This is a genomic window from Marinomonas gallaica, assembly GCF_001639745.1.
Lineage (GTDB): Bacteria > Pseudomonadota > Gammaproteobacteria > Pseudomonadales > Marinomonadaceae > Marinomonas > Marinomonas gallaica.
The window spans coordinates 26,182-41,368 of record NZ_LTAX01000016.1 but is presented as its reverse complement, the minus strand read 5'-3'; the positions used below and the strand labels follow the sequence as shown (position 1 = coordinate 41,368).

Below are 15,187 nucleotides of genomic sequence, written 5' to 3'. Positions count from 1 at the left end.
TTAAGCATAACCTCTGGCAAAACGCTGCAGAGCGGCAGATTGCCCATCCGCGATGATGGCAAAGGTCGATTTCAAGTGTTTGCGCTCAAGCGAACTTAGTTCAGTAGGATCTAAATAAGCACTCGGCTCACCAGTGGTTTGCCAATGTTGACGTTGCGCCTGAAGACGCAGCTCATTCAGCCCATCCCACGCGTCCATCAAGTTTCGGGCGATGTCTAAGCCCATCAATTTTTCTCGGGCGGCCTGTTCTAGGCGATCTTTTGTCGCCACATGATAGCGTTTACAACCTAGCCCATAAATTCGGGCCAAATCGTTAATCAGTGCTAAGCCCTGATGCTTTAGATCTAATTGATGCTTGTGCTCACCTGAGGACTCCAGCAAAAAATTGCGGAAGAAACCAATCGGAGGTTTAGAGGCCGTGGCGGTGCGAGTTAGGGTCGCTAAAAACAACGAGGTTTTGGCAACACGTGATTGCATATCTTGAATCAATTCTGTTACGCCGTTTTCATCACCATAGACACAGCGAATGTCGAAGAAAATACTGGCGTTCAGTAAGGACGAAGGTGAACTGGCCTCAACCCAATTGGCAAATGCTTTCTTCCAACCTTCTTGGGTTAAGCGCCACTTCTTATTCGACGCCATGATATCCCCAGGGCAGCTGCGTATACCGCATTGCGCTAATCCATCACAGATAAACTGAGCCAGTTTTGCAAAATACTCGGCCTGTTCCGGTGTCGGCTCTTGGGACAACATCATGCCATTATCTTGATCGCTGCCAAGCGATTGGTCTTTACGCGCTTGCGAACCAAATACTAGAAACTGAAAAGCAAAAGGCGCTGTACCATACCGCTCGATGCCGAGTTCAATAATTCGGCGCGTCAAGCTGTCACTGATTGCCGCAATAACGCTACCAATGTCTGTGGTTTTCATATCAGTCAGAATCAGGTTAACAATCAAATTAGTTAACTGCTGACACACTTCTCGAAGACTGGTTATATCTGTCTGACGGTTGATCTGATTGATCAGAAGTAATGGGCTAAGCTCTTGATGTCTCAATAAATCTGCCGCTGTGATCATACCTACAGGCGTATGATCAGACTCGACAACAGGTAAGTGATGAATGTTTTTTTCACTCATTAAGGTCTGCGCGTGCATGACCAAACTTCTTGGATCAATCGAGGCCGGAGCATGCGTCATCACATCGCAAAGAGGCAAGTTGGCTGATGCTCCGACAGCCAACACTCGTGAGCGTAAATCTCGATCTGTGACAATGCCCACCAGCCGATCCTTCTCCAACACTAGAATCGAACTGACTCGAGCGTCAGTCATGACTGAGGCGGCTTGCTGCACGGTATCGGTAACACTTGCAGTGATTAGGTTACGCGCCATAATCTGGCTAATGGAGGTGGACAGCTGCAATACTGGAGTGGCTAAATCTGTTGCGTGAGCTCGGGATAATTTGCGCAGTCGACTGCTACGCGTATGGGCAAAAAACAAAGCAAATTCTTCATTTTCTTGAAGTAGTGTTTGAAAGCCCTCTTTTTGAAAACGATAGATAAGGCTGTCTTCTAGCACGACGACTTGCAACCCATCTGGATTCTGCTCCAATACACTGGAAACACCAAAACAATCGCCATCGGCCAGCTTATCCACTAGCCCACCTTTCGCTGAACGGATTTCACAGGCACCGCGTCGGATCAAATGCAGCGTAGCGCGTGTACCTTCTAGGTTAAGCTTTTCGCCTTGACGCACATACGTCAGTTCAACGCCACCCAGTAACTGTTTTTGCTGTACTGACGTTAGGCCTGAAAACGGTGGCGTGCTGTCTATAAATTTTAGGACTTCTGGGATATCTATTGCGGCCATAAACCAAATACCTAGTGTTATTTTTATTGGTTTAAAGATACGTCGAGATACCCACAGTTACCACCACGGATAAAGAATTAATACCAAGGTATAAGGATTCAAGACAAGAACGCGGTAAATTTAGTCGCGCTTTGACAATTTAGCCAAACACAACTTGATTACGGCCTCTGTTCTTAGCGCGATAAAGTGCATCATCAGCACGTGTGATCAGAGTATCGGCGGAGTCCCCGGCTTGATAATGAGAGACACCAATGCTGATCGTAGTACGAATTTTAGCGTGATCACCACTTTCAAAATGCGTTTCTCGGATGGTGTTCGCTAGCTGTTTCAAACAAGCTTCAATCTCTGCCTGATCCGGTTGCGAGAAGATCACGAGAAACTCTTCGCCTCCCCAGCGCGAAATATGCCCCAATTCACCCACCGTAAGTTCAATCAGATTACCAACAGACACTAAAACGTCGTCACCAATTAAGTGGCCAAACTCATCATTAATGCGTTTAAAATAATCAATATCGATCATTGCAAGACGAACCGATTCGGGGCGCATATCAAATTCTGCTTTTAAGCGGCGCAGCATTTTACGACGATTAGGTAGCCCAGTTAGTGCGTCCACGTAAGACGCTTGTTCAAGTTCAAGGTTCGCTTCACGCAAAGCGGTTTGATAACGGTCTGAAATACGGGTAATTTTATCTAATTGACGAAGGTGCTTATCAAAGCGCTCGCTCAAGGTTTTCTCGCGCTGAATCATCATGTCCTGATAAGAATCAGACACTCGAATCAAATGCTCCATACGTGACCATTGATCTTGATTGTATTGCCATAGGGCCTCCAATACCTCATGTAATGGATGCCCTTGGTTGGTCTCGTCTTCGAGAGCCGCGACGACACGTTGCTCAAGCGCTTTAATATTGTGTTTCATTCTTGGCCTATAATATTAAACGCAAAGCTGCAGTCTTCCTTAAACTCTTCTGCCAGCTCTGCAACACGCTCATTATCCACGTCGTAACGCCAGTTAACCGTGATATCACGGCCTTTTTGATGATGCTCTTCCAGCTCATCAAAAATATCCATCATCACTTTGATACTACTGGTATTTAAGTAGAGCAGCGCTAACTCGACCGTCATTGGTCGCTCGTTGTCTTTAAGGTAGCTTGTGACCCACGCCACCAATTCGGAATAAAACTCAAACGAATTCTCGGGGTACGAATCACCTTCCATATACACCACACCGCGATGACTGTCGGTTTCAATTAGAGGTGTTGACTGGGTGGAAACAATTTTTAAATCTTTCATGCTTTATTACTCAAATTTGCACACTCAAACTAAAATAGCCGGTGCCGTTGTCTAGTAATTTTAGAGATGGAACAACTGGCGCAGAGGCCTTTCGGGCAATGTCAATTAACCCCAATCCTGCACCACTTGTGGCCTCCGCTTCTCTGGGTTTACGCAACTGTTCTTTATAGACTTTTTTCAGTTCCACTTTATCTAAAGCCGCTAGTGCGACGACTTTATCCATCAATATTTGGCCATCTTCCTGACGCACGATATTGCCTGCAGATACGTGATAATGGCCATCCCGATAGCTTACAACGACCGTAGCGGTATCGGCATCCAACAATTGTGATGCAACGGCATAATGGCGAATGTTCTGCGTCAGCTCGATGTACACAGCAAACACGTCTAATGCTGCGGCTGGCGATGCCTGCTCAGACTTCATGTAGTTGCGCAGCGCGTTGCCGATCTCTTCAATCAAGCTGCGTGAGATAGGGCCATTGAAACACAAAAGAATTTTTTCATTATCAAAGCGTTCACGTAAGTCGAACAGATCTGGCGCTGACATACTACTCTCCTCCTTCACTTGAATTATGCTCAAAGCGGAAAGACAACAAGGTGACATCATCACGCTGTGGCAAATCCCCCATGTAGTCGTCCAATGCTTGGGCAAAACGTGCGGTTTGCTCATGCAAAGGAGCTTGCGCATTCTCAACTAACAATCGCTCAAAACGTTTATTACCAAAACCAAAGCTCTTCTCTCCACCGGCTTGGTCAAGGTAGCCATCTGTGGTCATGTAATAGGTCCAACCTGTCAGTGGTAAATCGACATTCTCATATTGACCGAGTTTACGATCGCCTAAGGCGCGCTTGCTGGCCGCATGCTTGACGACTGATATGCCGTCGCTTGCATACAAAGCAATTTTAGCACCACTAAAACGTAGCTGGTCACCCTGATGGCGAATAAATACCAATCCGACATCCGCATTGGTGGCAACTTGGTTGCCAGTCGCCTCTTCATGCAACATTGACCGAACAGTCTGATCTATAGCATATAGCAGTTTAGCGGGATCAGCGATGCCTAATTCATTGATCGCCTTGTCTATCGCAGCACGCATTAACATGGTCATCAGTGCGCCAGGAACCCCATGTCCGGCACAGTCCACAATGCCTAACAAGCAGCCTTCATCATTGGTATGAAACACATAAAAATCGCCACCAACGATATCGCGTGGACGCCACACAACACTATGATGAGCGCCTAAGAATTGCTGCATTTGCCGGTCTGGTAATATGGCTCGTTGGATTAGACTGGCGTAATCAATCGAGTCACCGATTTTGCGGTTTGCCGCTTTAATTTGAGCATTACTTTGCTCAAGTTCATAAGTCCGCTCTTTTACACGAGATTCTAACTCAGCAGTGTGACTCTCTACCTGCTGCGCCATCAAATTAAAAGTACGGCTTAGGTCACCAATTTCATCATCGTATTTAACTGGTAAGCGAACTTCGTAAGAGCCTTGAGAGATCGCTTTCGCAGACATTTGTAAATGACGCAGAGGCTGTAATACTAAGCGATCCACCGCAAAGCCAAATAACAAAAGAACAATGGCGAGTAACAGCGCAAAGACCACCCCGACACCCATAATCAAGTCGGTATTCAGCAAGCGAACTTCATCGAGATTCACACTGGTCGCGACCAGCCAATTCAGATCCGGCATATAGCGTATGGATAAGATAAAATCCTCCCCACCCATACGAAGTTTTAATGTTTCAACTTGTCTATTCTGCTTCGCTTGAATAATGCTTTTTTGCAACGCTTTAATATCGTTATCACTATCGACCAAACTGTATAAGTTTTGTTCACCTGCTGCACCAGCAATACCGTCGATAGCAATTAAATCGGTGTTTGAGTGGGCTTCAATTTGGAGCGTATCTGCATTGATGACAAACGGCTGCACTCCTGGCTGCGGTGACGAAGCAAAACTTTCAATAAAACGTCCCAACTCAAACCCTGTCCCAGCGATACCTAGAAATGTCTCTTCATCTCGGACTAGAACGTTAATCCAAATTTTCGCTTTATTTAGATACTCGTTTAAATCGATGTTTATGTAATAAGGCTTAGTCTGTTCTCGGGTTAAAAAATACCATTTATTAGCTTCCACCTGCTCGTCAAGGTGGTATTGAGGGTCTCCGTCTATCGGTAACTGATCATCATAGTAGTAATACGCTAAGCTTTTATCAGAAACAAAGAAGACGGCACCGTCTTCAAAAGCAGACTGGAAGTGTGCTACATCTTGAAGCGCTTGTGCTTTACGAGCTGCGTTTTCAGGTTCTTTAAACCACTGCTGCAGTGTACTCAGTTCGGCAAAACGACGTGCTAAGGCTAGCTCACGAGCCATGGGCGTCAGTATTTTTTGGTAGTTAAGCTCGGTAAAATTTTCCGCATACGCTTTAGCTGAGTACTGACGTCCCTCGGCGACAACATACCAGCCCAGCGATAGCGCCAATACAGATGCCACAGCGCCTGCTAATAACAGCACTACCAGTGATTTCCACCTTAATCCCCAACGAGCCACTCTATACCCTTCTAAGTAATGACGTTTAATCCGCGCTACGATAGAGCAAGATCAAGTCTTCTATTGTCATTGGTCTAGCCAAGCCAAAACCTTGAAATAAGTCACACCCTTGCTGTTTCAACCAATCAAACTGGGCAGAGGTTTCTACGCCTTCGGCAATCACTTCCATCCCTAAGTTATGCCCAAGGCTGATGATCGACTCTGCAAGTGAAGCATTTTTCGTGCCTTTTTCAATATTCGCCACAAAAGACTGATCTATCTTCAACTGATCAATTGGCAACCGATGCAAATAACTCAGCGATGAGTACCCAGTACCAAAGTCATCAAGTGATATCAGTAGACCTAACGCTTTTAAGGCTTCCATTTTGCTAATGATGTCTTGTTGGTCATGCGCCAACATGCTTTCTGTCAATTCAAGCTGTAATGCTGAAGGCGGCGTTTGATATTCATTGAGTATACTCTCTACTTGTTGCACAAATCCTTCCTGCGCAAACTGTACGGCACTCACATTAACGGACAACACAAAACCCGCCATTTGCTGTTCTTTGTGCCATTTTGACAACCACCTGCAAGCTTGCCTCAATACCCAGTCACCAATCGGTAATATAAGGCGAGACTCTTCCGCCAACGGAATGAAAACGCCTGGCGATACCATGCCACGTTCTGGGTGTAGCCAACGTAACAGGCCTTCCGCTCCTATCATACGCTTCTGCGCATCCCACTGGGGCTGTACATACACCACAAGCTCTTCATTCTCCAATGCATGCCTTAGGTCACTCTCCAACTGCACGCGTTCTAACACGCGCTCTTGCATACCTTGCTGGTAAAAACAGAAACTGGATCGCCCCGCGGATTTTGCTTCATACATTGCCAACTCAGCTTGCTTAATGACATCCAGCGGGTCATTACATTGGTCATCAAACAAAGCAATCCCGAAACTGGCTGCCATTTGATAATCCACAGAGTTTATCGTGAATGGCCGCTCAAGCGATCGAAGCAATTTACCCGCCACTTGGCTCGCGCGATAAGCCATACGATCGGGGTTAGCCGACACATCTGCTGGCTCCAACATTACAAGAAATTCATCGCCACCAAATCGAGCGACAATGTCTTTTGTACGTGTGGTATCCGATAAACGCGTGGCTACTTTTTGCAGTAGCTGGTCGCCTATGCTGTGTCCCCAAACATCATTTATGTCTTTAAAGTGGTCCAGATCAATAAACAAAATGGCGGCTTGAGACTGTTGCAAGCCATTGTTTTGTAATAGGTCATTCATTTCTTCGAGCAAGAGCGTTCGATTCGCAAGGCGAGTTAAACTGTCATAGTAATGCAACTGTTGAATCTTGCGTTCAGAGGCTTTACGTTCCGAAATATCTTTAAACGTTGCAACAAAATGACTCACCTGCCCCTGAAGATCGTGAACCGTAGAAATACTCAGCCACTCTGGATAGATTTCACCATCTTTGCGGCGGTTCCAAACCTCTCCTTCCCAAGCGCCTTTCTGCCTGAGATCGGCAAACATGTCTTGATAAAACTCAGGGCTATGTCTTCCTGACTGTAAAATCGCCGGCGTTTGCCCTAATACTTCATTTTCGGTATACCCCGTGAGCTTCTGAAACGCTTTATTAACCCGAATGATTCTGTTTTGGCGATCACTGATCAAAATCCCATCTTGAGTTTCAAACGCTGTAGCAGCAATGCGCTGCTGTTGCTCGGCTTCCTGACGCTGGGAGATATCCCGTAGCAGAACAATAAAATGCCCTGTACTTACTTCTTCGGAAAAAGGACGGTAGACTGCGGAAACTTCAAACCAAAGCGTCCTTCCTTCGGACAACAGTAAACTAAACAATGCACCACGATAACTGTTCGTCTGGCTTTGCCCTGCTTCATTAAACACTAGCTCTAAAATTTGGGCCGCAGACTCTGGTAAATGAGTACTGAAGTGCTCGCCGCTAACAAAAAACGCTTGGAGATCCGTTTCATCATTTGGCAAACGGACCTCTAATACAACGCCATCAGCATCTAGCTCTATCAATGGATCGGGGATCGCCTGCAGCGTACTGCTCAGTCGATAATCAGACTGGTTGGCATATTTAGTTTTTTCGGATAACAAATGTGTCAGCATCTGCTTTTGTTCACGTAAGCGTAACGCCATGAATGCAAACCGAGCCACTAACAATGCCAATACAAAACTTGCTAGCAAATAAGTAACTAACATATAGGTCGGTATCCAGCCATCCGCGGGGGCAATGTCTAACCGCCATTTAACACCTGGAAAACTAAGATTGATTGAGACAGGGTCGTTTATCTGCTCAGCTTTATCTTCCACAATTAGCAAAGGTTCGTTTGTGTCGACCCGTTGCAGACTGTAGGCAAAACCTTGTTCAGAAAGCCCAATTTGGTGAGTACTTTTAAGTAATGAGTCAATCCGTATCACAACACTACTAAAACCCCAAAACTGTTCCGGTCCTTCGTCTCGGTCTTCTAACATAATAGGGTAACGCGCAATGAGCCCTTTACCTCCTTGAACCAAGTCTAGCGGCCCCGACAGGATCGTTTTCTGCTGCTTCATGGCCAACCATGCTTCAGTACCTTGTTCAATATCCATTAATTGGTTAAAACCAATTGCGCGCTCATTACCTTTTGTTGGGTACACTTGCTTAACGATACCGCCAGGTGACAACGCAAAGTTATTCACTTCGGGATAAATACGGTGTAATGACTGAGCGACAGGAGGAAACCAACGTGTAAACCCGCCAAACTCATGAACGAGCGCCGCTAAGGTGTAATTCGCAGACAAGTTATGATCCAACACTTGCTTTAATTGATAGGCATAAGATTGAGCTACCGAAACCGCATGCGTACGCTTCACCTTAGTCTGTTGTAATTGCCAAGCATAAGATGCACTTAGACCCAGAGCAAAAACAATTAGGAAAACAATAATACTGAAACTATAGAAACGTCGACTGGCCTTATTCGGGACAGAATCACTCATAAATATGTAGTCACTTATCATTAAAAAATTAAGCCTTCCATGGACTACAGCATGACAACATAGTGCTTACTTTCCAGCAAAACACTTCATGCTCTTGCTCTCTCATGCTTTAGCATAGCAATGAAATGTCTATTCGAACAAAACCTATTCTTCGAATCGGCTAAATTGATAAACCGTCTATGCTTCTACCTCTCAAGTTTGACCTTTTACTAAGACTGGCTTTTGATCTATTTTTTCAAGAAATACTCGTGCAGGGGTTACACGTAATAAAGGCGCCTAGGAAGCGCCTTTTAGACTAAGTTACTGTCGCGGTGGTTTCGACGAAATCGTTGGCGTTACCAACCACTCATGTCCTTTCAACATGCCTTGCCAATATACCCATGGTAAACTTTTCTCTTTCAACAGCCAAGCTAGATACGACGGCTGAGTACCGTCAATAAACCATTTTGGGAACGACGGTTTTATCTTGCCGCCATAGGCGAACTCCGCCAAAACAATTTTGCCTCGCTCGACAGTAAGCGGGCAAGAGCCGTAGCCATCGTATATTGCACGAGGCGGCTGATTAACCAAAACGGACAAAACATTCTCTGCCACGACGGGGGCTTGAGCACGCACAGCAGCGGCTGTTTTTGCATTAGGGGTATTGGTACCGTCCCCCAAACCAAACACGTCCTTATATTGCTTATGTTGCAGCGTATCTGGGTGCACATCAAACCAACCCGCATCGTCTGACAATGGGCTATCTTTAATAACATCTAGAGGCCCTTGGGGAGGGCAAACATGCAACATGTCAAATTCTTTTTCGATACGAACTTTTTCGCCCTGCTCTGATACCGTTTCAAACGTTGCGATCTTATTTTCCCCATCGACCGCCACTAGGTTTTGGCCTAAATTCAGATCAATCCCATACTTTTTTATATAGCTTTCCAACGCTGGCACGTAATCCGCAACCCCAAATAATACGCCGCCAGCATTACAGAACTCGACCTCGATGTCGGGTAAAACACCTTTCGACAGCCACTCACTGCAAGCGAGATACATCGCCTTTTGTGGCGCGCCAGCACATTTAATAGGCATCGGTGGCTGTGTAAAAATGGCTTTGCCTTTTTTCAATTGCTGAACGTTTTGCCACGTATAAGGTGCATAGTCCCACGCATAATTCGACGCAACACCATTTTTGCCTAATGTTTCTTGCAAACCCGGAATCGCGTCCCAATTAAGCTTCAGCCCAGGAGCAACAACTAAAACACCGTAATGTAGATGCTCGCCACAGTCCATTTCGATGGTATGTAAATCTGGCTGAAAGGCAACAACCGCTTGTTGATAGTGCTTCACTTTAGAAGGCACCACTGAGGCCATTGGTCGACGAGTTTGCTCGCGTTTAAAGACACCTCCACCTACTAATGTCCAGCCAGGCTGATAAGAATGCTCCATGGATGGATCAACTACGGCAATATTTAAACCAGGCTGTCGCTTCAAGAGACTGGCTGCGACAGCTAAGCCGCCGGCCCCTGCACCGACAATGACTACTTCATGGTGATTATTCTGCATTGTTGAATTCATTTTCAGCCCTCTACGTCTGCCACACGCTCAATTAAACCTGACATGTTGTAGCCCGCCTGCTCCGCCAATAACAATAAGTCGCCTCGCGATTTGCTCTCTGGGTTTGCCAGAGTCCATAACGACAAACTGCGCGTCCCAGTTCGACAGTAGGCAAGCGTTTTCCCCTCTAGCTGTCCTACTAGATCGCCAAATTGCGACACTAAACTCGAATCAAACTGCCCCGGCTCCGTTGCTAGATAATGGAAACTCATCCCATGTCGTTCAGCCGCTTGCTGTATTACTTCACTATTTGCTTGATTCTCTCCTTCGTTATCTGGGCGGTTGCAAATGATGTGCTGAACCCCCTCTTTGGCTAGTTCAGGAATTTGCTCAAGCGTCAGTTGCTCAGCAACATAGAATGTAGGTGTGATATGTCTCATATTGGCTCCAAGGTGCTCTCTGATGCCTATTCAAATAGGTAAACCAAAAACAAATAACCAAAAAGAATAAGCTTATAATATATTAGATATTTATAATAAGACATCTCTCTCGAAATTGACAGTTCGACAAACAGAAAACCATCAACATTCTGTTTCATTCGTGCGCAATACAAGACAATGTGTCAGAAATAAAAAGCTCAAGTGAAGCAAGCGTGCAGTCTCGCAACTTCGCTTGAATCTTTTCGCCTTTACGCCAATCCTAGTTACCAACACGTTGCGAAACGCCTACTCGACCGAAAGATTGGATGAAACGAAGGAGAGTAAGATGAATAACTCAACACAAGCGATTGAAACAAAGCACGTAGCAGACATCATTAAAGTAATGAACGGTGGCATCGATTTTTATGAAAAGGCGAAACAGGAAGTAGACAGCCCTAGAATCCAGCGTATGTTTGATAAAATGATCGACGCTAAAGAATCTGCTGTTACAGAGCTACAACCGTTTGCAATCGCTGAAAATGGCGAGCCAGAAAACGATTCAAGCTTTGAGGTCAGTGCTCGTCAGGCGTACACCAAAGTACTTGATAAAGTGAGCCGAGATTCAACTGAGCACACCTACGTTGATCAATTAGAAGAAGTGGAAGACAAGGTACTCGAAGAACTTGATGAAGCGCTTAAGCTAGATCAGCCTGCAGGTTGTGAGCGAGCACTACGCGCAGTACAGGCACGCATGAAAGAGTGCCATGATGAAATGAAAGCGCTGCAGATCACAACTCATTGATTACGTTTTAAATATCTTTCAAAACGGCCCTTTCAAGGGCCGTTTTTTGTTTCTACCAAAACATAACATTCATTCTAGATTGCACCTATATCACGCCAAAACTCAGCAAATGTGAGTATAAAGTACATTTTTCGCGCTAGTCACGTGATGCCCTTTCTACTAGAATACCGCCTTTTCACATTTTGAGGCTGACGGCCATGTTACAGACACCTTATTACCTCATTGATAAAGCCAAACTTCTCAAAAACCTTGAGAAAATTGCTTACGTGCGCGAACAGTCTGGCGCGAAGTCTTTGTTGGCGTTGAAATGTTTTGCAACATGGTCCGTATTTGACCTGATGCAAGAGTACATGGACGGCACGACCTCCTCTTCCTTATACGAAGTGAAGCTCGGCAAACAAAAGTTCGCTGGCGAAACTCACGCTTACAGTGTCGCCTATGCTGATAATGAAATCGCCGAAGTATTAGCACACAGCGATAAAATAATTTTTAATACTATCGGGCAATTCGAGCGTTTCAAAGAGGCCAGCCAAGATAAAACTCGTGGGCTTCGAGTCAACCCACAGGTCAGCACCTCTGAATTCATTATTGCCGATCCTGCTCGCCCGTTTAGCCGCTTAGGTGAGTGGGATCCAAAGCGTATAGAAACTGTGATCGACGACATTTCTGGCTTCATGTTCCACAATAATTGTGAGAACAATAACTTCGACCGCTTCGATGAAATGCTGACACTGATCGAAGAGCGCTTTGGCTATTTAATCGAGAAAATGCACTGGATCAGTCTGGGTGGCGGTATTCATTTTACCGGTGACGATTACCCAATTGATCGCTTCTGCGCTCGCCTGAAGGCATTCTCTGACAAATACGGTGTGCAGGTTTATCTGGAGCCTGGCGAAGCATCCATCACGAAAAGCACGACATTAGAAGTCACGGTTTTGGATACGCTTTACAACGGTAAACACTTAGCCATTGTCGACAGCTCCATCGAAGCCCACATGCTCGACCTATTAATCTATCGTGAAAACGCGCGCATGACGCCATGCGACGGCGAACACGAATATATGATCTGCGGTAAGTCTTGCCTAGCGGGCGATATTTTCGGCGAATTTAAGTTTAATCAAGCGCTCAACGTAGGCGATCGCATTTCCATCGAGGATGCGGCCGGTTATACCATGGTGAAAAAGAACTGGTTTAACGGTGTCAAAATGCCATCCATCGCGGTGAAACAATTAGACGGCACAATAGAACTGGTTCGTGAATTTGATTACGACGACTTTATGCACAACCTTTCCTAAGGCTGCATCATTTCTAAACTGGAGATAGCACTATTATGAAAAAGAACGTACTGATTATCGGTGCCGGAGGGGTAGCCCGTGTTGTGGCACATAAATGCGCCCAACACAATGACACACTGGGCGATATCGCCATTGCCTCACGCAGCGTTGCCAAATGCGAAGAGATCGTTGCCAGTGTGAAAGAAAAAGGAGCCATGAAAGTTGAGGGCCGCATCGAGGCATATTCCCTAAACGCATTGGACATCCCAGCAACAGTTAAGCTAATCAAAGAAACCAACTCTGAAATCGTAATTAACGTAGGTTCTGCGTTCATTAATATGTCAGTGCTTGAAGCGTGTATGGAAACAGGCGTAGCCTACCTAGACACAGCGATTCACGAAGAGCCAAACAAAATCTGTGAAACCCCACCATGGTACGCAAACTACGAGTGGAAGCGCCGTGAAGCCTGTAAAGAAAAAGGTGTAACCGCTATTCTTGGCGTAGGTTTTGATCCAGGTGTGGTAAACGCTTATGCATCGCTTGCTTACAACCATTACTTCGATAAAGTCACAGACATCGACATCATTGATGTAAACGCGGGCAGCCATGGCAAGTACTTCGCGACCAACTTCGACCCAGAGATCAACTTCCGTGAATTTACCGGCGTTGTCTACTCTTGGCAGAATCGCGAATGGAACGTCAACAAAATGTTTGAAGTCAGCCGTACAGACGACTTGCCTGTAGTAGGCAAGCAAACGACGTACATGAGCGGCCATGATGAAGTTCATTCGATTTCGCAAAACCTAGACGTACCTAACGTACGTTTTTGGATGGGCTTTGGTGAGCATTACATCAATGTCTTCACTGTTCTACAGAATCTCGGGTTACTGTCTGAGCAACCAGTGAAAACCGCAGAAGGTCTAGAAGTAGTCCCACTTAAAGTAGTTAAAGCAGTGCTGCCTGACCCTTCTTCTTTAGCACCAGACTACACAGGCAACACCTGTATCGGCGATGTTGTGAAAGGCATGAAAGACGGCAAAGAAAAAGAAGTCTTCATCTACAACGTAGCCGATCACAAAGACGCCTATAACGAGGTGGGTAGCCAAGGTATTTCTTACACGGCGGGCGTACCACCGGTTGCGGCGGCGATTCTTGTGGCGAACGGCACTTGGGACTGTGCTGAGATGCGTAACGTAGAACAATTGGATTCACGTCCGTTCCTAGCGCTATTGAATACCATGGGACTGCCAACTCGTATTAAAGACGAAGATGGCGACCGTCCATTCGAGTACAACGCTTAAATTTCGTACTGAATCAATGCTTAAAAGCCCAGCTTATGCTGGGCTTTTTTTTTGCTTTTTTACGCTTCGAATAGCGCTTTTAAACGCGCTAAATGAGGAGCCTGTTCCGCCTTTGTTAACCAGCTCCCAGTAAACGCATTGCATGCCAAGCGATATAATTCTTCCTTGGTCAACTGTGTTTCTTGAACTAAGGCTGCGTAATTATCATTCATATAACCGCCAAAGTAGGCAGGATCATCAGAATTCACGGTAGCATTCAGACCTAAGCGCAACATGCTTCGGATCGGGTGTTCTTCTAAAGTCTCCACGACACATAGTTTTAGATTTGATAGAGGGCATACTGTCAATGTCAGGCCTTTATGTTTAATCGTGGCAATCAAATCCTCATCTTCAAGTGCACGATTACCGTGATCGATGCGATCCACGCCAATCACATCCAGCGCCTGCCAAACATACTCAGGAGGGCCCTCTTCACCCGCGTGCGCCGTGATAAGCAAGCCAAGTGCTTTGCACTCGCGGAATACATTTTCAAATTTAACCGGTGGGTGACCGACTTCAGAGCTGTCTAACCCTACTCCGTCGATCATCTCCAAATAAGGCTTGGCTAACGCTAACGCTTCAAACGCACTGGCTTCGTCTAAATGACGTAGAAATGACATGATTAACTTAAACGTCATACCAAAGTCACGCTCAGCGTCTTTCAGGGCGCCATAGATACCTTTGATTTGCGTGTCAAAGCTTACTCCACGACTGAGGTGCCCTTGCGGATCAAAAAAGATCTCCACATGCACTACGTTGTCTTCGTGGGCACGCTTAAGATACGCCATCGTCAGATCATAGAAGTCCTGCTCATTGAGCAACACAGACATGCCTTGATAATACAGATCTAAGAAGTCTTGTAAGTTTTCAAACTGGTATGCCGCTTTCAGCGCTGCCACCGAATCGTACTTAAGCGCCACGTGGTTACGTTGGGCAATGGCGAACATTTGCTCAGGCTCAAACGTGCCTTCAATATGCAAATGCAGCTCCGCCTTTGGCATTTTCATTGCCAAATCTAATAATGCTTCAGAGCTGGTCATGACTCTCCCCTTACTTAATGCTTTCTCGATGGAATGTATTGTTGTCTTTATGGCTCTCTAA

The 15,187-nt window shown here is 45.8% G+C and carries 12 protein-coding genes; 3 read left to right on the top strand and 9 right to left on the bottom strand.

Annotated features, from left to right (window positions below; translation table 11 throughout):
- The 8 genes from AYW76_RS13930 to AYW76_RS13895 form a co-directional block, all read right to left on the bottom strand.
- A complete protein-coding gene (locus tag AYW76_RS13930; protein WP_067221349.1) occupies positions 1-1,866 on the bottom strand; it encodes a DUF294 nucleotidyltransferase-like domain-containing protein in 1,866 nt (621 codons plus the stop codon).
- A gap of 139 nt (positions 1,867-2,005) precedes the next feature.
- Positions 2,006-2,785 (bottom strand): diguanylate cyclase domain-containing protein, encoded by a 780-nt coding sequence (locus AYW76_RS13925; RefSeq protein WP_067221347.1) that lies wholly within the window; start codon positions 2,783-2,785, stop codon positions 2,006-2,008.
- Positions 2,782-3,159: a biofilm regulation phosphoprotein SiaC gene (gene siaC, locus AYW76_RS13920; protein ID WP_067038450.1), complete on the bottom strand. Its 378-nt coding sequence runs from the start codon at positions 3,157-3,159 to the stop codon at positions 2,782-2,784. The genes AYW76_RS13925 and siaC overlap by 4 nt, the downstream gene beginning before the upstream one ends.
- A 10-nt stretch (positions 3,160-3,169) precedes the next feature.
- Complete coding sequence (siaB, locus tag AYW76_RS13915; protein WP_067221344.1) at positions 3,170-3,706, bottom strand: biofilm regulation protein kinase SiaB; 537 nt, start codon at positions 3,704-3,706, stop codon at positions 3,170-3,172.
- Between the two features lies 1 nt (position 3,707).
- Positions 3,708-5,714: a biofilm regulation protein phosphatase SiaA gene (gene siaA / locus AYW76_RS13910; protein ID WP_067221342.1), complete on the bottom strand. Its 2,007-nt coding sequence runs from the start codon at positions 5,712-5,714 to the stop codon at positions 3,708-3,710.
- 25 nt (positions 5,715-5,739) lie between these two features.
- Positions 5,740-8,709: a bifunctional diguanylate cyclase/phosphodiesterase gene (locus AYW76_RS13905; protein WP_067221340.1), complete on the bottom strand. Its 2,970-nt coding sequence runs from the start codon at positions 8,707-8,709 to the stop codon at positions 5,740-5,742.
- Between the two features lie 300 nt (positions 8,710-9,009).
- The gene (locus tag AYW76_RS13900) at positions 9,010-10,272 is read right to left on the bottom strand and encodes an NAD(P)/FAD-dependent oxidoreductase (protein ID WP_067221336.1); all 1,263 of its coding nucleotides are present in this window, start codon (positions 10,270-10,272) and stop codon (positions 9,010-9,012) included.
- A 2-nt stretch (positions 10,273-10,274) separates the two neighbouring features.
- Positions 10,275-10,691, bottom strand: coding sequence for a TIGR01244 family sulfur transferase (locus AYW76_RS13895; protein ID WP_067221333.1), 417 nt, complete (start codon positions 10,689-10,691; stop codon positions 10,275-10,277).
- A gap of 325 nt (positions 10,692-11,016) precedes the next feature.
- On the opposite strand from AYW76_RS13895, the gene AYW76_RS13890 reads away from it, so the two are divergent.
- The 3 genes from AYW76_RS13890 to AYW76_RS13880 all read left to right on the top strand — a co-directional run bounded on the left by AYW76_RS13890 (position 11,017) and on the right by AYW76_RS13880 (position 14,047).
- On the top strand, positions 11,017-11,472 hold the full coding sequence (locus tag AYW76_RS13890; RefSeq protein WP_067038444.1) for a PA2169 family four-helix-bundle protein: 456 nt from the start codon (positions 11,017-11,019) through the stop codon (positions 11,470-11,472).
- 197 nt (positions 11,473-11,669) lie between these two features.
- On the top strand, positions 11,670-12,767 hold the full coding sequence (gene nspC / locus AYW76_RS13885) for a carboxynorspermidine decarboxylase (protein ID WP_067038443.1): 1,098 nt from the start codon (positions 11,670-11,672) through the stop codon (positions 12,765-12,767).
- Positions 12,768-12,802: 35 nt separating this feature from the next.
- Positions 12,803-14,047, top strand: coding sequence for a saccharopine dehydrogenase family protein (locus tag AYW76_RS13880; protein WP_067221331.1), 1,245 nt, complete (start codon positions 12,803-12,805; stop codon positions 14,045-14,047).
- 59 nt (positions 14,048-14,106) lie between these two features.
- Here AYW76_RS13880 and AYW76_RS13875 read toward each other — a convergent pair whose 3' ends face one another.
- Positions 14,107-15,126: an adenosine deaminase gene (locus AYW76_RS13875; RefSeq protein WP_067221328.1), complete on the bottom strand. Its 1,020-nt coding sequence runs from the start codon at positions 15,124-15,126 to the stop codon at positions 14,107-14,109.
- Positions 15,127-15,187 lie beyond the last annotated feature (61 nt).